This is a genomic window from Muricoccus pecuniae, assembly GCF_014199205.1.
Lineage (GTDB): Bacteria > Pseudomonadota > Alphaproteobacteria > Acetobacterales > Acetobacteraceae > Roseomonas > Roseomonas pecuniae.
Window position 1 is genome coordinate 25,228 of record NZ_JACIJD010000013.1, and the last position, 17,308, is coordinate 42,535.

Genomic DNA, 17,308 nt, shown 5'->3' on the forward strand with positions numbered 1-17,308 from the left:
CCCATGCCCGAACCCATGCTCCGGCACGTCGCCGTCATCGGCGCGGGAATCGAGGGCGCGGCGAGCGCGGTGGAGCTGCTGCGCGCCGGCCATCGCGTCACGGTCCTGGAACCGGGCGAGCCCGGCGGGCCGCAGGCCGCGAGCTTCGGCAATGCGGGCTGGCTCTCCTCCCACTCCGTGCTGCCGCCGAGCGCGCCGGGGCTGTGGCGGCAGGTGCCGGGCTTCCTGCGCGACCCCCTGGGGCCGCTCGCGCTGCGCTGGCGCTACCTGCCGAAGGCGGCACCCTGGCTGCTGCGCTACATCGCCGCGGGATCGAGCGAGGAGAGGCTGCGCCGCATCGCCCATTCCCTGCGCCCGCTGCTGAAGGACTCGCCCGTGCTGCACGCGTCGCTGGCGCGGGAGGCCGGGGTGCCGGAGCTGATCGAGCACAAGGGGCTCATGAACGCCTGGCACTCCCGCGCCGGCTTCGAGGCGGAAGGGATGGGCTGGCGCCTCCGGCGGGAGGTCGGGATCTCCTGGACCGAGATCGAGGAGAGGGCCCTGCGCGCCGCCGAGCCCGATCTCGACCCCGCCTACCGCTTCGCCGTGCTGACGGAGGAGGCGGGCCGCTGCCTCTCCCCCGGCCGCTACATCGCCGCGCTCGCCGCCCATGCCGTGCGGGAGGGCGCGGCGCTGCGCAAGGTGGCGGCCACGGGCTTCCGGCTGGAGGGGCGGTCGCTCACCGGCGTCGCGCTGTCGGACGGCACGGTGCTGGACTGCGACGCCGCCGTGATCTGCTGCGGCGCCCGCTCCGCCCCGCTGGCGGCGGGGCTCGGGGACCGCGTGCCGCTGGAGACGGAGCGCGGCTACCACGTCATGCTCCGCGGGGCGGAGCGCGGGCCGCGCCACTCCATCAGCCTCGGCGCGGCGAAGATGATCGTGAACCCCATGGCGGACGGGCTGCGCGCCGCGGGGCAGGTGGAGATCGCGGGGCTGGAGGGCGCCCCGAACTGGCGCCGCGCCGAGGTGCTGCGCGACCACCTGCTGCGCGCCTTCCCCGGCCTGCCCAACCCCTTCCCCGAGGACCGGATCACCACCTGGCTCGGCCACCGGCCCAGCACGCCGGACGGCATGCCCTGCCTCGGCCCTTCCAGCCGCTGCCCCGAGGTGATCCACGCCTTCGGCCACGGCCATGTCGGGCTGGTGGCGGGGCCGCGCACGGGGCGGGTGGTGGCGCAGCTCCTCTCCGGCCGGGCGCCGGAGATCGACATCGCCCCCTTCTCCCCCACCCGCTTCCGCAAACCCCTCTTGTGAGGCGCGCATGACCGCCATTCCTGCCAACGGCCCGCGCCGCGGCATTGCCCGCGGGGGCAAGGCGCTCTACGGCGCCCCCCTGGGCATCCTCATGCTGGAGGCGCGCTTCCCCCGCATCCATGGCGACATGGGCAACGGCACCACCTGGCCCTTCCCCGTGCTCTACCGCCTCGTCCGCGGGGCGAGCCCGGAGAGGGTGGTGCTGGAGGGCGCGCGCGGGCTGCTGGACGCCTTCCTGGAGGGTGCCTCCGACCTCGTCACGCAGGGCGCCGAGGCGATCACCACCAATTGCGGCTTCCTCTCCCTCTTCCAGCGGGAGATCGCCGCGCATGTCGGCGTGCCCGTCGCGACGAGCAGCCTCATGCAGGTGCCCTGGGTGCAGGCGATGCTGCCGCCGGGCAGGCGCGTCGGCCTCGTCACCGTCTCCGGCTCCTCCCTCACGCCGCGCCACCTGGAGGCGGTGGGCGTGCCGCCCGACATCCCGGTCGAGGGGACGGAGAGCGGGCGCGAGTTCTTCCGCGTGCTCATCCGCGCGGAGAAGGAGGAGATGGACATCGACCTCGCCGAGCGCGACGTGGTCGAGGCCGCGGAGCGGCTGGTGGCGCGGCACCCGGAGGTGGGCGCCATCGTGCTGGAGTGCACGAACATGCCGCCCTACGCCGCCGCCGTGCAGCGCGCGACGGGGCGGCCGGTCTTCGACATCTACTCCATGATCACCTATTTCCACGCGGGGCTCCGTCCGCGCGACTTCGCCTGAGAACGCCGCCCGGCCATCCCGGGGGTGCGCGGCCCGGGCTGCGGCCGTGCCCCCTTTGCTGAGGGGAGGGGCAGGAAGCGGCTAACCCTGGTCCTCGATGCGGCGCCAGTCCGAGAGCAGGGTGCGGCTGGCCGCATCGACGGAGAAGACGTTGCCGCCGCCGGCACCGGGCTGGTCCTCGGCGCGGCTGATCGGCACCCCCTTGAGATGGCACAGGAGAAGTGCCCCGACCCCGCCGTGGAAGACGACGGCGATGTCGCCCTTTTCGGGCGCCGCGGCGAAGATCCGCTCCGCGGCGGAGACGATCCTGTGCTGGGCATCGGCCGCACGCTCCCACCCGCGCACGCTCCTCTCCGGATGCGCGAAGAAGGCGTCGGCGACCGCCTCGAATTCCGTCTTCGGAAGATAGCCGGTCGCGGAGCGGTCATTCTCTCCCAGCTCCTCCATGACGGTCGGGAGGAGGGCGAACCGGTCGGCGATCATCCGGGCGGCGTCCATCGCCTTCCGCTCGGCGCTGCTGAACACGGCGCCCAGATCCCTCATCCAGGGCCTGTCCAGCGCCCGTGCCATGCGCCCGATTCCCTCGGCGGAGAGCGGCCAGTCCGGCACCGGGACGGAGGGATCGATCACGACCTCCGGATGGGTGATGAAGTGAACGACCGTCATGCCGCATCAGGCCGGGCCAAAGGCCGCGATGCGGGTGAGGGCGCTCTCAGGCCGCCGCCCTCACGCCACTGCGGGACCGCGCGGGAGCCACTGGCCCGTGCCGGGCTGGGCGAGCACCACGCCGTCCTGCATCACCACCTCGCCGCGCCGGATCGTGGCGGCGGGCCAGCCCGTGACCTCCATGCCCTCATAGGGCGTGTAGTCGATGGCGTGCTGCATCAGCGCGTTGGTGATCGTGACCCTCCGCCCGGCATCCCAGAGCACGAGGTCCGCGTCGCTGCCGATCGCGATCACGCCCTTGCGGGGATAGAGGCCGGCGATGCGCGCGGGGTTCTCCGCCACCAGCCGGACGAAGCGCGGCAGGTCGATGCGGCCCTTGGACACGCCCTCGGAGAAGATGACGGGCAGGCGGGCGGCGAGGCCGGGAATGCCGTTGGGGATGGCGTCGAAGGCGGCGTTGCGGCCGTTCTTCGCCTTGCCCCGCGGGCCCTCGTAGGAGAAGCCGCAATGGTCCGAGGTGACGACGTCCAGCACGCCGCGCCGGATCATGGCCCAGACGCCCTCATGGTCCGCCGCCGTGCGGGGGGCGGGGCTGCACATGAACTTCGCGCCCTCGAAGCCCGATCCATCAGGGCCGGGGCGGTCCATGTCCTCGGCGGTCAGCGTCACGTATTGCGGGCAGGTCTCGGCCTTCACCGCCACGCCGCGCGCCTGGGCGCGGGCGATCTCCTCCGCCACCTCCGCGCAGGAGACGTGGAAGACCTGGATGGGCTGGCCCACCAGCTCGGCCAGCGCGATGGCGCGGCCCGTCGCCTCGCGCTCCACCACGGGGGGGCGGGAGGTGGCGTGGTATTTCGGCGCGGTGCAGCCCGCCGCGATGAGCGTGCGGGTGGCGAGGTTGATGGCGTCGTAGTTCTCGCAGTGAACATGCACCATCAGCCCGTGCCGCCGCGCGGCCTGCAGCACGGCGAGGAAGCCGGCATCGTCGAGATGCAGGGCGTCATAGGTCATGAAGGCCTTGAGGCTGCCCACGCCGTCCGCGACGAGGGCGGGAATCTGCGCCATCGCGGCCTCCGACGGGTCGGCGATGATCTGGTGGAAGCCGTGGTCGATCATCGCGCGCGCGGCGCGGGCCCGGGCGGCGCGGTGCTGGTCGAGCAGCATGCCGCCCTTGAACTGCGGCGTGTGGGCGACGACGGAGGTGGTGCCGCCGGCGAAGGCGGAGCGGGAGGCGCTCTCCCAGCTCTCCTCCTGGTGGCCGCCCTCGGGGAAGGGCTCCTCGATATGGCAGTGCGTGTCCACGCCGCCGGGCAGGACGAGCAGCCCGTCCGCCCGGATCACCCGCCGCGCCTCCTCGATGCGCTCGGCGATGGCGGCGATCCGCCCGCCCGTGACGCCGATGTCGCAGCGCACCACCGCATCGCCCAGGACGGCCGTGCCGCCTCGGATGGCCAGGTCGTACATCGCCAGAATCCCCCTCGTCCCGGCGCGCAGGTTAAGGGAGGAGGGCTGGCCCGTCAGCCCGGTGGCGCGCCCTCAACCACCTCGTACCGCCCGGACCATCGACCGGAGCATCGACCGATGCACCGCCCGGGGCATCGACGCGGGGCGCTGCCCTGTCCTACACGCCCCCGGGCGCCTGGGCGCGCCGGGAATGGGCGCGGGGAGCACGCGATTGCCGAGCTGGTTCACCGCCGACACGCATTTCGGCCACGGCGCCCTGCGCGCCCTGCTGCGCCGCCCCTACGACTCCACCGCCGCGATGGATGCCGGCCTCGTCGCGGCCTGGAACGAGGCGGTCGGGCCGGATGACGAGGTCTGGCATCTCGGCGACTTCGCCGTCGGCCACCGCGACCCTGCCGGGCTGCTGGCCGCGCTGCACGGGGTGAAGCACCTGATCTGGGGCAACAACGACCCCTCGGCGATCCGGGCCCTGCCGGGATGGGCCAGCTCGCAGCCCTATGCCGAGCTGGAGCGGGAGGGGCGCGCCCTCGTGCTCTGCCACTATCCCTTCAGGAGCTGGAACGGGCAGGGCAAGGGGGCCTGGAACCTGCACGGACACTCCCACGGGCGGCTGAAGCCGCTGCCCCGGCAGTTCGATGTGGGGGTGGACCCCCGCGGCTACCGCCCCGTCCGGCTCTCGGATCTGCGGCCGGCGAAGGGCGGTGCCGATGGCTGAGGTCCCGCGCCCGGGAGGGAGTCCAGGGCGGCTCCCCGCGCTGCGGCTGGTCCTGCCGCTGCTGCGGCCCCACCTGCCGCGCGTCGCCGCGGCGGTGGCCGCGATGGGCACCGCCGCGGGCGTGCTGCTGCTGCTCGGCCAGGGCCTGCGCCGGATCGTGGATGAGGGCTTCTCCGGCACGGGCGCGGGCGGCGAGGCGAGCCTCGACGGGCACGCGCTGCTGCTCCTCGGCCTCGTCGTCCTGCTCGGGCTGAGCACGGCGCTGCGCTTCTACCTCGTCTCCTGGCTGGGGGAGCGGGTGGGGACGGCGCTGCGCCGCCGCGTCTTCGACCACGCGCTGCGCCTGCCGCCCAGCCATTACGAGCGGCGCCGCACGGGCGACGTGCTGACCCTGCTGACGGCCGACACGGAGATCCTGCGCAACCTCGTCGGCGCGGCCGTGTCGCAGTGGCTGCGCTCGCTCGTCACCGCCGCCGGCGCGCTCGGGATGCTCTTCGTCACCAGCGCGCGGCTCACCCTGCTCGTCGTCGCCGTCACGCCGCTGATCGTGCTGCCGCTCGTCGTCTTCGGGCGGCGCGAGCGGCGGCTGAGCCGCGCGGCGCAGGAGCGCGTGGCCGATCTCGGCGCCCAGGCGGAGGAGACGCTGAACGCCATCGGCACCGTCCAGGCCCACGGGCACGAGGCCGCCGACCTCGCGCGCTTCATCGGGGCGGCGGAAGGGGGCGTCGCCGCCTCCCTCGCCCGCGTGCGGGTGCGGGCGGCGCTGCTGCTCTCGATCATCCTGCTCGGCTTCGGCGCCATCACCCTCGCCCTCTGGGTGGGCGGGCACGCCGTGCTCTCGGGGCGGCTGACGGGGGGCGAGCTGTCGGCCTTCGTCTTCTACGCCGTGCTGATGGCGAGTTCCGTCACCTCCCTCTCCGAGCTGTGGAGCGAGGTGCAGCGCGCGGCGGGGGCGGCGGAGCGGGTGGGGGAGTTCCTGGCGGTGGTGCCGGAGATCCGCCCGCCCGCGAATCCCGTCCCGCTTCCCGCCTCGGCGCCGGGCCGGCCCGTCGGGCGCCTCGCCTTCGAGGGGGTGCGGCTGCTCTATCCCAGCCGCCCGGACCGACCGGCGCTGGACGGCGTCTCGCTCGCGGTGGAGCCGGGGGAGACGGTCGCGCTCGTCGGCCCCTCGGGCGCGGGCAAGACGACGCTGTTCGGGCTCGCGCTCCGCTTCCGCGACCCCGATTCCGGTCGCGTGCTGCTGGACGGGGTGGACCTCCGCGAGGCCGATCCCGCCGCGATCCGCGCGCGCATCGGCCTCGTGCCGCAGGACCCCGTGATCTTCGGCGCTGATGTGGCCGCCAACATCCGCTACGGCCGCCCGGAGGCGAGCGATGCCGAGATCCGCGCCGCCGCCCGCGCCGCCGATGCGGAGGGCTTCATCGAGGCGCTGCCGGGGGGCTACGCCACCTTCCTCGGCGAGAAGGGCGTGCGCCTCTCCGGCGGGCAGCGCCAGCGGATCGCCATCGCCCGCGCCGTGCTGCGCGACCCCCCGCTCCTGCTGCTGGACGAGGCGACGAGCGCGCTGGACGCGGAGAGCGAGGCGGCGGTGCAGGCGGCGCTGGCCCGGCTCGCGCGCGGGCGGGCCGTGCTCGTCATCGCCCACCGTCTGGCCACCGTGCGCCGCGCGGACCGCATCCTGGTGATGGAGGCCGGGCGCGTGGTGGCCGAGGGCACGCATGACGCGCTGGTGGCCGGGGGCGGCCTCTACGCGCGGCTGGCGCGGCTGCAATTCGCGGCGGGGTGAAGAAGCGTGCGGCCCCCGCCGCGCCTAATGGTGCAGCGGGATGGGCCAGTCGAGGGCGTACTCGGCCAGCACGAGGAGCGCGACCAGCACGAGGGTGACGAGCGTGACGGTGAGACCTGGGCCGCGAAGCGCTTGCGATCCGGCGATCATCCCTGCCTCCCATTCCGTGTTGGCGCGGGAGCGTTCGGCGCCCGCGCGGGGAGCAGCCTAGCACCGGATCGTTGCGCCGGCGCGCGGTGCCGGATCTTGTGATCCGCGCAGGAGCGGTTTCCGTTCGCCGTGGCTCACGGTACCCGCTCCCGCCTTCTGCTTTGTCGCATTTCCGAGCCGCCGGGTGATTCCACCCGGCTTGAAAATGCTCTACCGCGCCTGCTTCGAGATCACCGCCAGCGCCGCCGAGCTGATCGAGATCTGCCCGAGCACGGAGGTGAGGTCGCGGATGAAGCCCCAGGTCTCGTAGGGCGAGGGGTCCTGCGGCACCACCACGAGGCTGCCCGGCGGGATGGGCGGCCCGCCCGACTGCCAGCTCCCCAGCCCCGCCGGCACGCTCTGCCCGTTCGGCAGCACGACGAAGGCGCGGGAGGCATCGGCGAAGCGCTGCTCGCCGCCGGCGGCGCGCACGTATTGCGAGGCCTTCCATCCCGTGGAGAACTGGAGGCTGCCGGGGTTCAGCACGGCGCCCACCACCGTCACCTCGTTCGGGCGCTTGGGGATGACCAGGAGGTCGCCGGGCTCCAGCAGCACGTCAAGCTCCGGCCGCGCGGCGAGCACCACGGGATTCGCCTCCACCACCATGCGCCCGGCCGCCCGCGCCTCGCGCAGCGTGCCGGCGAGCGCCTGGCCGGCGTTGATGGCCCCGCCGAGGTCGAGGCCGCCCTGCCGGCTGCCCGCCACCGCCTGTCCGGCGGCCACCTGGATGAGGCTCGATTCCAGCTCCCGCGCCGTGCGCTGGAAGCCCTCCTGCTGGCGCTGGCGGACGCTCTCGCGCGTGAAGACGGCGCCGTAGGGATAGGCCTGCCCCGTCAGCCCGCCCGCGCGGGCGAGTAGCTCGGAGAGCCGCTCGCCCCGGCGGATGTCGTAGGTGCCGGGCCGCAGGAACTCGCCCACCAGCGTCACGGGGCCGGTGTCGCGGTCCCCAAAGCCGCGGGGGATGCGCACCGCGTCGCGCGGGGAGAGGCGCACGGCCGCGAAGTTACGGGAGCGCAAATCCAGCCGCGTGCGCGAGAGCGGGATGGCGCCCGCCCCCTCCAGCGGCTCGCGCGCGAACTCCACCGCCGAGAGGTCGGCCGTGTCCGCCGGCCCGCCGGCCGCGGCGATCACCATGTCGAGCCCGGTATCCTCGATGACGGGGTAGAGGCCGGGCAGCCGCACCTCGCCCGCGAGCAGCACGGACTGGTCGAGCAGGAAGGGCAGCAGCGCGGGGTAGTCCACGAAGACCTGCGGGCAGCCGGGCGCGCCGATATCGGGGAAGCCGGCGCTGCGCGCATGGGCGAAGCGCAGCGGGGAGGAGCGCGCGGCGACCGCCAGCGCCATGAGCGCCGGGCAGTCCACCGGAGGGGGGACGGAGCCCGGAAGCGGCCCGGCGGGCTGGCCGGCCGCACCCGCTGCCACGGCGGCGGGTGCGACGGGCAGCGGGGCGGCAGCCTCGCCGCGCAGGGCGCGCTGCACGGCGGGCGAGGCGAGCCAGAGCACGTCGGACTGGGAGAGGAGGATCACCTCGTCCCCCTCGCGCAGCGGCAGCTCCGCCCCGCCCGTCATGACGCGGCCGAGGTCGAAGGCGATGAAGCGGCGCACCCGCGTCCGCTCGTCCATGCGCCAGGCGACGCCCATGCGGACATAGGGGTCGGGGCGGATCACGCGGGGATCGGCGAGGAGGGCGCGCAGCCCCGCGCCGCGCGGCCCGACGCCGCGGATGACGGGGGCGGCGACATGCCCGGCCAGGCGCAGCCCGCCCGAGGCCACGTCCACCCCGGGGGAGACCGTGACGGCATCGCCGCGCCGGAGGAGGGAGCCGGGCGAGAGCTCGGACATCGCCCGCCGCCCGCCCGCATCCGTGCCGGTGGAGAGGAAGCGGTTGCCCGCCGGCCGCAGCGCGCCGCCGGCCAGGGCCAGCACCGAGGCGAGCGGCGCCGAGGCGACCCCGGCGGGAAGCTCGTAGATGCCGGGGCGCGTCACATCCCCGCCGAGCGCCACCACGCCGCCGAGCGGCGGCACCACCACCCGCTCCCCCTCGCGCAGCGACAGGTCGGGCGTGCCGGACACCCCGGCGATGGCGGCGTAGAGATCCACCACCCGCGCGCCCCCCGGCCCCTCCACCCGCACCGCGCGCAGGCTGCCCGTGCGCCGGATGCCGCCCGCGGCACCGAGGGCGTCGAGCAGGGAGGCGAGGGCGGGCAGGGGAACGAGGCCGGGACGCACCACCTCGCCCGCCACGAAGACGGCGATCTGCCGCGTCTGCCCGATGGAGACGAAGGCTTCCGACCCCCCGAGCTCCCGCGCCACCCGCATCTCGATGTCGGCGCGCAGCTCGCGCAGCGTGCGCCCGGCGGCGGGGAAGGGGGCGAGGTCGGGCAGGGTGAGCATCCCGTCCCGCCCGATGCGGAGCGAGAGCGACTGGCGGGAGCGGCCGCGGATGGAGACGATCACCTCGTCGTCCCGCCCGATCCGGTAGTCGTCGGGCAGGGCGCCCACCACGGCGCTCGCCGGGCCCTGCGGGGGGCCGAGGTTGCGGAAGGTGTCGTAGCCGAACTGGCGCAGCGGCGGCTGCTGATCCGGCAGGCGCGCGGCGAAGAAGGCCTCGGTGTTCGACAGGGGCTCGCCGGGCTCGACATGAAGCGCCAGGGCGGAGGCGGAAGCGGGGGCGGCCGGCGGGGCGGCATAGGCGGGCGGGTGCGGCGTCGCGGGCAGGGAGGAGGGCGTCCCGCCCGCCATGCGCCCACCGGCGGCATCGATGATGCGCTGGAGGATGTCGCCCTGCGCACCCGGCGCCAGGCTCGGCAGCGGCATCCCGCCCGGCAGGGTGGAGGGAAGGGAGGGCGGCAGCAGCGGTTGCCCCTGGGCGAGGGCCGCAGAGGGCAGGATGGGTGTCAGCGCGGCGAGGACCGCCAGGGCGAAGCCGCCCTTCTTCCACACGCGAGCACCGGGGATAGACAATTCTTGCCTCTCGTCCCGGCTGTGCCGGGTGCCGTGTCGCAACCTCGCCGCGAAAACCGGCGATGACGAACCCGTGATCGTGCTACCACAGCGCGTCATGCCACTCCAAGCACCGCGCGCGCTCCTGCGCCTCGACGCCGCCGCCCGGCTGGGTGCCCGGCCGCTGATGTGGCTCGCATGGCACAGGGCGCGGGTAGCAGCCGGGCTGCCCGGCCGCGCGCTGCGGCCCGCCGCGCCCCCCGCCGGCCCCTTCCTGCCCGCCACGGCGCCCGCGCCCCCCGCCCTGCCCCCCGGCGCGGCGGAGGCGGTGCTGGCGGCCGCGCGGGACCTCTCCCCGGCGGTGGAGCACGGGCCCTTCGATCCGGCAGCGCCCGCCCTCTCGCTCGATCTCTTCGCGCCCGGCGATGTCCGCCCGGTCTGGGAGCGGAACCGGCTGGGCTGGCTGCCCCTGCTCGTCCAGGCGCACCGGCTGGAGCCGGGGGGCGGCCACCTCCTCCGCGCCGAGTCGCGTCTGGCAGCGTGGTGCGCGGCCAACCCGCCCTACCTCGGCCCCAACTGGGCCTGCGGGCAGGAGGCGGCGCTGCGCGTCCTCACCCTTTGTCTCGCCCATGCGCTGCTGGGCGGCGGGGCGGTGGAGCCGGGGATGGCCGCGCTGCTGCGCCTGCACGCCCGGCGGATCGCGGCCACGCGCGCCTATGCCCGCGCGCAGGACAACAACCACGCCGTCAGCGAGCCCGCCGGGCTGCTCGCCTGCGCCTGGATGCTGGGGGATGGGGAGGCGGCCCGGCGCGCGGCGCGCGACCTCTCCGCGGCCCTCGCCCGGCTGGTGGCGCCCGATGGCGGCTTCGCCCAGGTCTCGACCGGCTATCACCGCCTGCTGCTCGACACCCTCTCTGTCCTGGAATGGCTGCGGCGGGGGCTCGGCGCCCCGCCCCTGCCCGAACCTGCCCCCGCGCGCGCCGCCGCCGCCGCGCGCTGGCTGGCGCGGCTGGTGGAGGAGGAGACCGGCGCGACCCCCCGGCTCGGCCACCAGGACGGCTCCGCCCTGGCCGACCTGTCGCTCGGCGGCGCGGGGGATGCGCGGGGCGGCGCGGAGCGGGCGGCGCGGCTGCTGGCCGGGGCCTCGGCCGGCTTCCCGGACGACCCCGGCTGCGCCTGGCTCGGCCTGGACCTCCCCCCGCCCCTGGCGGCGGAGGCGGAGTGGGTGGCCGAGGGCACGCGGGGCTGGCAGCACGGCCCGGCGCGCGCCCTGCTCCGCACGGGGCCGCTGCGCTTCCGCCCGGGGCAGGCGGACCTGCTGCATCTCGATCTCTGGGACGGCCCGCGGAACCCCCTGCGGGACACGGGCACCGGCGCCTACAACCCGCCGGGGGACAAGGGCTGGTGGGCGGCGCATTTCGCCTCCGCCGCCGCGCACAACCTCATCCTCTTCGACGAGGCGGAACCGATGCCGCGCGCCGGCCGCTTCCTCCTCGCGCGCTGGGTGCGGACGGAGTCCCTGCCGGACGGCGCCGCCACCCGCGACTTCAGGGGCAACCGCCACGCCCGCCGGGTGGTCCCGGGCGGGCGGGACTGGGTGGTGGAGGACCGCCTCTCCGGCCCCTTCCGCCGGATCGCGCTGCGCTGGCATCTCTCGCCCGGGGCGTGGCGCCTCACCGGGGACGGGGCCGAGGGCGCGGAGGCCCGCATCGCCCTCGCCGCCGACGCGCCGCTCCGCATCGCCATCGAGTCGGGATGGGAGAGCCGCGCCTATGGGGAGGCGGAGCCGGTTCCCGTGCTCGTCGCGCGGGCGGAGGCGCCGGTCAGCGCGGTCACGACACGAATCCGGCTCCGAAGTGATTGCACCGGGGGTGGGGCCTATGCCTAATCCCAGCCGCACGAAACCGTGAGTGGTGATGCCGCTCGAACTTCTCCTCATCGGCGTCTGGAGGCTGCGCTGGCGGGTCATCTCGCTGGCGGCGGCCCTCCTGCTGCTGGGCGGGAGCCTCGTGATGCTCTGGCCCCGGCAGTACGTGGCCGAGGCGGTGGTGGCGCCGGCCGAGACCACGGGCCTGGCCGCCTCCACCCTCATCCAGGGCGGGCTGGTGATGCCGGGCGGGCTGCTGGACACCCGGGCGGGCGGCAACTTCGCGATCTACCTCGCCAATCTCCGCAGCCCCGAGGCCGTGGCGATGCTCGCGCGGGACACCCGGATCCTGGACGACCTCACCCTTCTCAAGCGGAACGGCGTGACCGGCCGCCTGCGCGTGCTGGCCGGCATCCCGCCCGGCCCGGCCGATCTCGACGATCTCGACCGCTGGCTCGACCGCAATCTCGGCGTCACCCAGTCCCTCGCCACGGTCACCACCAGCCTCGCCATCGCTCATCCCGACCGCGCGACGGCGCTCGACATCCTCCGGCGCCTGCACGCCTTCGGGGAGGCGCGGGTGCGCGAGAGCCTGGACGATCTGGCCCGGCGGCGCGTGGCCGCGCTGGAGGCCCGCATCGCGGCCGAGCGCGACGTGTTCATGCGCAACCCGATGTACGAGCTGCTCGCCCAGCACCAGCGGGCCGGGGTGATCGCCGCGGCGGACGAGGCGGTGGCCGCGCGCCTCGTCTCGGCGCCGAGCGTGGGCCTCTGGCCCTCCCTGCCGAACCGGCCGCTGCTGCTCCTCCTCCTCGGGGTGACGGTGCCGCTCGCCTGCCTCCTGCTCGCGGCCTGCCGGGTGCTGCTCTTCGGCGTGCCGGCCGAGCCGGAGCGGCGGCGGGCCGGGGCGCGGGCTGCGCGGCCCGCCCTCGCCCGCAAGCGGGAGGAGTAGGCGGCGCCCCCGCCGCCGGCACGGCATGATCCTTCCCCGCCCCAGCGCGGCGACCCTCGCGGCGCTCGCCGGCCTTCCCGCCGCCGGGATGCAGTTCGCGGGCGCGCTGAAATCGGCGCCGCTCCTCGCGGGCCTTCCCTTCGACCTCACCCTCGCCTGCACGGCGGCCCTGGCGCCGGGGATGCTGCTCCTGGCCGCGGGCACGCGCTGGCGGGTGCGCCCTGTGCTCGCCCTGCCACTGGCCGCCTGCGGGCTGCTCTGGCTCTGGCTCACCGTCGCGGCGCTCTGGAGCCCCTCGCGGGAGGTGCTGGCGGCCAAGCTGCCCGAGGCGGTGCTGGTGGCCCCGGCCATGCTGCTGGCCGGGCTGGTGGTGGGCGCGGAGCCCGGCGCGCGGCGGGTGCTGGGGGGGGCGACGCTCCTGCTCGGCCTCTTCGTCGCGGTCTCCGTGGCCTGGGGGCTGGCGAGCGGGCAGGTGGTGCTGGGCGGGGCGGTCGGGGCGAATCCGGACCTCGTGCGCGTGCAGTACCAGCTCGCCGGCCTCGCCATCGCCTCCGCCGCGGGGCTGGCCGCGCTGCGGGCGGCGGAGGCGCACGGCATCCGGCGCCTGCCCTGGCTCGGCCTCACCGCACTCCTCGGCGCGGCCGGGCTGCTGCCGGGCGGGCGGGCGGGGCTGATCGCGCTCGGCCTCGCGGTGGTGCTGGCGCCGGCGGCGCATTTCTGGTCCGCCGGGCGCGCGCGGGCGGCGATGGGCTGGGTGGGGATGGCGGCCTCGGCGGGGCTGCTCGGCCTCGGCCTGTTGCTGGCCGACCCGACGCGCGCCGAGGGCCTGCGCACGCTGGAGCGCTTCACGGGGGAGGGCATCGCCGCCTCCGCCCGTCCCGTGCTCTGGGCCGAGGCGCTGCACTGGGCGGGGGAGACCCTGCCCTGGGGCCTCGGCACGGGCGGCTTCACCCTGGCGGCGGGCAACGGGGAGCGGCGCGGCCTCTACCCCCACAACCACGCGCTGGAGGCGCTGGTGGAGGGCGGGCTGCCCGGGCTGCTGCTCTGGCTCGGCGCCTTCGGCGGGGGGGCGGCGGTGCTGCTGGGGCGGCTGCGCTCGCTGCCGCCGGGGGCGGCGGGGCGGCTGGTGGCGCTCGTCCTGCCCGTGGCCATGGGGGCGATGGTCTCGACGGATCTCGGCAACAGGATGGTCTGGTTCGCGCTCGGCCTTGCCCTCTCCGCGGGGCTGGAGGCGGAGGCGCGCGAGGCGCCGATGGGGGAGAAAGGGGATGGCTGAGGGGTTCTACGCGCGCCGCGGCAAGCGCTGGCTGGACGCGGCGGCGGCGGGCGCGCTGCTGGCCGGGCTGTCGCCGCTGCTCGGGCTGGTGGCGCTCGGGGTGCGGCTGGCGCTCGGGCCCGGCGTGGTGTTCCGGCAGGAGCGCGCGGGGCGGGGCGGCGTGCCCTTCACCCTGCTGAAGTTCCGCTCCATGCGCGCGCCTCGCTTCCCCGGCGAGCCCGATTCGGAGCGGCTGACCCGGTTCGGCCGCCTGCTCCGCGCCTCGGCGCTGGACGAGGCGCCGCAGCTCCTGAACGTGCTGCGGGGGGAGATGAGCCTCGTCGGCCCCCGCCCGCTGCCGATGAGCTACCTCGCCCGCTACACGCCGCGACAGGCGGAGCGGCTGCGGGTGCGGCCGGGGCTGGCCGGGCTGGCCCAGGCGAGGGGCCGCAACGCGGTGCCCTGGCCGGTGCGGCTGGAATGGGATGCGCGCTACGCGGAAGGGGTGACGGCGCGGGGCGACCTGGCGGCGGCGCTGGGCACGCTGCGGGTGCTGCTCTCCGGCCGCGGGGTGAACGCGCCGGGCCACGCGACGATGCCGGAGCTGCCGCCGCTGTCCTAGCGCGCGTCCTGCTATGGGGTGCCGGGCCCGAGTCGCTCCCCGTTTCCGGGTCGATGAGGCGTGCTCGGCGTCACCGACCGTCCGGAAGAAAAAACCTACTGTGTCTCGGCTGTCTCGGAGACCGATTTTTCCCCTTGATTCAAATCAAAGACTCCTGAGTTCACTAATTGTTGATTGCTAAGCGTATACCAAAGGTTGCGTAAGCTCTGGCGGACTCGCCTCTTAGCAATGCAGCCTGTCGATCTAACGTACTCGTGAGGGACAAAAAAATGGCCCTGCGTCTCAGCCCTTGTGTCGATGCCAGCGCTGAATCGGCATCGGTCCTGGCGTTGCAGAACGTCCTGCCGTTCCGCCGTCCCGACGCGGATGGACGGCGGGGAGGCCGCATCCACCTCTCCCCCCCCGAACTGGCCGGGGGCGAGATGGAAGCGCTGGAGGAAACGCTCCGCAGCGGCTGGCTGGCTCCCGCCGGGCCGGTGCCGAAGGCTTTCGAATCCGCCTTCGGGCATGTCTCGGGCTTCGAGCACGTGCTCGCCACCTCCTCCGGCACGGCGGCGCTGCATCTCGGCTACCGCGTGCTCGACGTCGCGCCGGGCGACGAGGTCTGGGCGCCCACCCTCACCTTCGTCGCCACCGTGGCCCCGGCCGTGCAGATGGGCGCACGAATCACCTTCCTCGACGTCGCCTCCGAGAGCTGGACCCTCGACCCCGACATGCTGCGCGACGCCCTCGCCCAGGCCGCGCGCGAGGGGCGGCTGCCGCGGGTGGTGGTGCCGGTGGATCTCTACGGGCAGTGCGCCGATCTCGACGCCATCGTCTCCGTCTGCGACCGCTGGGGCGTGCCGGTGATGAGCGACTCGGCCGAGGCCCTGGGCGCCACCTCGCGCGGGCGCCGGGCGGGGCAGGGGGCGCGGCTCGCCTGCTTCTCCCTCAACGGCAACAAGATCATCACCGCGGGCGGCGGCGGCACGCTGGTGTCGGACGACCCCGAGCTGATCGCCTCGGCCCGCCATCTCGGCATGCAGGCGAAAGAGGCGGCGCCGCACTACCAGCACGAGACGACGGGCTACTCCTACGGCTTCTCCTCCGTGCTCGCGGCCGTGGGGCTGATGCAGCTCCGCGCGCTGGAGAGCCGCGTCGCCTCCCGCCGCGCGGTGTTCGACCGCTACGTCGCCGGCCTCGCGGACCTGCCCGGCATCTCCTTCATGCCCGAGCCGAGCTGGGGCCAGTCCTCGCGCTGGCTGAGCGTGATGCTGATTGACAGCCGCCGCTTCGGCGCGGACCGCGAGATGGTGCGGCGCGCGCTGGACGAGGCGGGGATCGAGAGCCGCCCGGTCTGGAAGCCGCTGCATCTCCAGCCCGCCTTCCGCTCCGCCGGGCGCATCGGCGGCGGGGTGGCGGCCGGGCTGTTCGAGCGCGGCCTTTGCCTTCCTTCCGGCAGCATGTCCCCGGCCGAGCAGTCGCGCGTGATCGAGGTGATCCGCCGGCTGGCCCGGGGCTAGGAAAAGGCCGGACTCCCCTGCGCCTCCTCTATCTCCACCAACACTATTCCGGCCCGGAGGGCGCGACGGCCACGCGCGCCCATGCCATGGCGCGCGCCCTCGCCGCGCGCGGGCACGAGGTCACGGTGGCCTGCGGCCGCTACGAGGGCGCGCGCACCGGGCTCGACGGCCCCTTCCGCCGCGGCCTGCGGGAAGGGCGGGTGGCGGGCTTCCGCGTGGTGGAGTTCGACATCCCCTGCTCCAACGCGCAGGGGCTGGCGGCGCGCACCGGCGCCTTCCTGCACTATGCCCGCCGCGCAGCGCGGCTGGCCATGGGCGGCGGCTTCGACCTCGCCCTCGCCTCCTCCACCCCGCTGACGGTGGCGCTGCCCGCCCTGGCGGCGAAGCGGCTGCGCGGCCTGCCCTTCGTCTTCGAGATCCGCGATCCCTGGCCCGAGCTGCCGCGCGCCCTCTCCGAGGCGCGGCTGGGCGGCGGGGTGCCCGGCCCCGTCCTCGCCGCGATGGACCGGCTGGCCACCGCCGCCTGCCGGGGCGCGAGCGCCGTGATCGGGCTGACCGAGGGCATGGCCGAGACCGCCATCGCCCGCGGCGCCAATCCCGCGCGGGTGCATGTCGTGCCCAATGGCTGCGACCTCGACCTCTTCGGTCCGCATGTCTCCCGCTGGCGCCCGCCCGAGGTGGCGCCCTGGGAGGTGCTGGCCGTCTATGCCGGCGCGCATGGCCGCGCGAACGGGCTGGACACCGCGATCGACGCGGCGACGATCCTCCGCAACATCGGCGAGCGCCGGGTCCGCATCGTGCTGGTGGGGGAGGGGAGCGAGCGCGCCCGGCTGATCGAGGAGGCCGCGCGGCGGGACCTCCGCAACGTCACCTTCCTCGATCCCCTGCCCAAGCCCTGGGTGGCGGCCCTCCTCTCGGGCGCGGCGATCGGGCTGCACCTGCTGGCCCCGGTTCCCGCCTTCGCCGAGTGGACCGCGCCGAACAAGCTGATGGACTACCTCGCCGCGGGCCTGCCCGTCGTCACCAACGCCCCCGGCCGTGCTGCACGGCTGGTGGAGGCGGGGGATGACGGCGCCGCCTGCGGCCTCGCCGCGCCCCCCGGCGACGCGACGGCGCTGGCCGACGCGTTGGCGGCGCTCGCCGCGGACCCGGCACGCCGGACCGCGATGGGCGCCGCCGCCCGGGGGCGGGCCGTCCGCCTCTGGGACCGGCGGCTGCACGCGGCCCGCCTCTGCGACGTGCTGGAGGAAGCGGCGGGGGTCTCGCCCCTGGCGCGCGCCGCCTGAGCCGGAAAGAC

At 75.5% G+C, this 17,308-nt stretch carries 14 protein-coding genes; 10 read left to right on the plus strand and 4 right to left on the minus strand.

The genetic code is table 11. The features are described 5' to 3' along the window. Positions 1-3: 3 nt before the first annotated feature. Together FHS87_RS14595 and FHS87_RS14600 are read left to right on the plus strand one after the other, a co-directional pair. Positions 4-1,293 (plus strand): NAD(P)/FAD-dependent oxidoreductase, encoded by a 1,290-nt coding sequence (locus FHS87_RS14595; RefSeq protein WP_184519783.1) that lies wholly within the window; start codon positions 4-6, stop codon positions 1,291-1,293. Between the two features lie 7 nt (positions 1,294-1,300). Beyond that, the gene (locus FHS87_RS14600) at positions 1,301-2,050 is read left to right on the plus strand and encodes an aspartate/glutamate racemase family protein (RefSeq protein ID WP_184519786.1); all 750 of its coding nucleotides are present in this window, start codon (positions 1,301-1,303) and stop codon (positions 2,048-2,050) included. Between the two features lie 81 nt (positions 2,051-2,131). Here the strand turns inward: FHS87_RS14600 and FHS87_RS14605 are convergent, their stop codons facing one another. Together FHS87_RS14605 and hydA are read right to left on the minus strand one after the other, a co-directional pair. Continuing rightward, on the minus strand, positions 2,132-2,716 hold the full coding sequence (locus FHS87_RS14605) for a histidine phosphatase family protein (RefSeq protein WP_184519789.1): 585 nt from the start codon (positions 2,714-2,716) through the stop codon (positions 2,132-2,134). Between the two features lie 60 nt (positions 2,717-2,776). Then, the gene (hydA, locus tag FHS87_RS14610; protein ID WP_184519792.1) at positions 2,777-4,180 is read right to left on the minus strand and encodes a dihydropyrimidinase; all 1,404 of its coding nucleotides are present in this window, start codon (positions 4,178-4,180) and stop codon (positions 2,777-2,779) included. Between the two features lie 211 nt (positions 4,181-4,391). On the opposite strand from hydA, the gene FHS87_RS14615 reads away from it, so the two are divergent. Both FHS87_RS14615 and FHS87_RS14620 read left to right on the plus strand, forming a co-directional pair. Then, on the plus strand, positions 4,392-4,895 hold the full coding sequence (locus FHS87_RS14615; protein ID WP_184519795.1) for a metallophosphoesterase: 504 nt from the start codon (positions 4,392-4,394) through the stop codon (positions 4,893-4,895). After that, complete coding sequence (locus FHS87_RS14620; protein WP_184519798.1) at positions 4,888-6,681, plus strand: ABC transporter transmembrane domain-containing protein; 1,794 nt, start codon at positions 4,888-4,890, stop codon at positions 6,679-6,681. The genes FHS87_RS14615 and FHS87_RS14620 overlap by 8 nt, the downstream gene beginning before the upstream one ends. A gap of 24 nt (positions 6,682-6,705) precedes the next feature. On the opposite strand, the gene FHS87_RS24260 is transcribed toward FHS87_RS14620, so the two are convergent. Both FHS87_RS24260 and FHS87_RS14625 read right to left on the minus strand, forming a co-directional pair. Next, the gene (locus tag FHS87_RS24260; RefSeq protein WP_281394445.1) at positions 6,706-6,831 is read right to left on the minus strand and encodes a hypothetical protein; all 126 of its coding nucleotides are present in this window, start codon (positions 6,829-6,831) and stop codon (positions 6,706-6,708) included. A gap of 210 nt (positions 6,832-7,041) precedes the next feature. Then, positions 7,042-9,813, minus strand: coding sequence for a polysaccharide biosynthesis/export family protein (locus FHS87_RS14625; protein ID WP_312862007.1), 2,772 nt, complete (start codon positions 9,811-9,813; stop codon positions 7,042-7,044). Between the two features lie 94 nt (positions 9,814-9,907). Between FHS87_RS14625 and FHS87_RS14630 the strand changes: the two genes are divergently transcribed. The 6 genes from FHS87_RS14630 (at position 9,908) to FHS87_RS14655 (ending at position 17,297) form a co-directional block, all read left to right on the plus strand. Then, positions 9,908-11,701: a heparinase II/III domain-containing protein gene (locus FHS87_RS14630; RefSeq protein WP_312862008.1), complete on the plus strand. Its 1,794-nt coding sequence runs from the start codon at positions 9,908-9,910 to the stop codon at positions 11,699-11,701. A 28-nt stretch (positions 11,702-11,729) separates the two neighbouring features. Beyond that, a complete protein-coding gene (locus FHS87_RS14635; protein ID WP_184519805.1) occupies positions 11,730-12,632 on the plus strand; it encodes a hypothetical protein in 903 nt (300 codons plus the stop codon). A gap of 25 nt (positions 12,633-12,657) precedes the next feature. After that, a complete protein-coding gene (locus FHS87_RS14640; protein ID WP_184519808.1) occupies positions 12,658-13,908 on the plus strand; it encodes an O-antigen ligase family protein in 1,251 nt (416 codons plus the stop codon). Continuing rightward, a complete protein-coding gene (locus FHS87_RS14645; RefSeq protein WP_184519811.1) occupies positions 13,901-14,509 on the plus strand; it encodes a sugar transferase in 609 nt (202 codons plus the stop codon). The genes FHS87_RS14640 and FHS87_RS14645 overlap by 8 nt, the downstream gene beginning before the upstream one ends. A gap of 269 nt (positions 14,510-14,778) precedes the next feature. Beyond that, positions 14,779-16,011 carry a DegT/DnrJ/EryC1/StrS family aminotransferase gene (locus FHS87_RS14650; protein WP_184519814.1) on the plus strand — a complete coding sequence of 411 codons (1,233 nt, stop codon included), beginning with the start codon at positions 14,779-14,781 and terminating at the stop codon, positions 16,009-16,011. 17 nt (positions 16,012-16,028) lie between these two features. After that, complete coding sequence (locus FHS87_RS14655; RefSeq protein ID WP_184520114.1) at positions 16,029-17,297, plus strand: glycosyltransferase family 4 protein; 1,269 nt, start codon at positions 16,029-16,031, stop codon at positions 17,295-17,297. Positions 17,298-17,308 lie beyond the last annotated feature (11 nt).

Coding starts and splice junctions, on each gene's coding strand:
- FHS87_RS14605 (WP_184519789.1), bottom strand. CDS start 2,716: ATGACGGTCGTTCACTTCATCACCCATCCGGAGGTCGTGATCGATCCC.
- FHS87_RS14595 (WP_184519783.1), top strand. CDS start 4: ATGCCCGAACCCATGCTCCGGCACGTCGCCGTCATCGGCGCGGGAATC.
- hydA (WP_184519792.1), bottom strand. CDS start 4,180: ATGTACGACCTGGCCATCCGAGGCGGCACGGCCGTCCTGGGCGATGCG.
- FHS87_RS14640 (WP_184519808.1), top strand. CDS start 12,658: ATGATCCTTCCCCGCCCCAGCGCGGCGACCCTCGCGGCGCTCGCCGGC.
- FHS87_RS24260 (WP_281394445.1), bottom strand. CDS start 6,831: ATGATCGCCGGATCGCAAGCGCTTCGCGGCCCAGGTCTCACCGTCACG.
- FHS87_RS14650 (WP_184519814.1), top strand. CDS start 14,779: ATGGCCCTGCGTCTCAGCCCTTGTGTCGATGCCAGCGCTGAATCGGCA.
- FHS87_RS14620 (WP_184519798.1), top strand. CDS start 4,888: ATGGCTGAGGTCCCGCGCCCGGGAGGGAGTCCAGGGCGGCTCCCCGCG.
- FHS87_RS14600 (WP_184519786.1), top strand. CDS start 1,301: ATGACCGCCATTCCTGCCAACGGCCCGCGCCGCGGCATTGCCCGCGGG.
- FHS87_RS14645 (WP_184519811.1), top strand. CDS start 13,901: ATGGCTGAGGGGTTCTACGCGCGCCGCGGCAAGCGCTGGCTGGACGCG.
- FHS87_RS14635 (WP_184519805.1), top strand. CDS start 11,730: ATGCCGCTCGAACTTCTCCTCATCGGCGTCTGGAGGCTGCGCTGGCGG.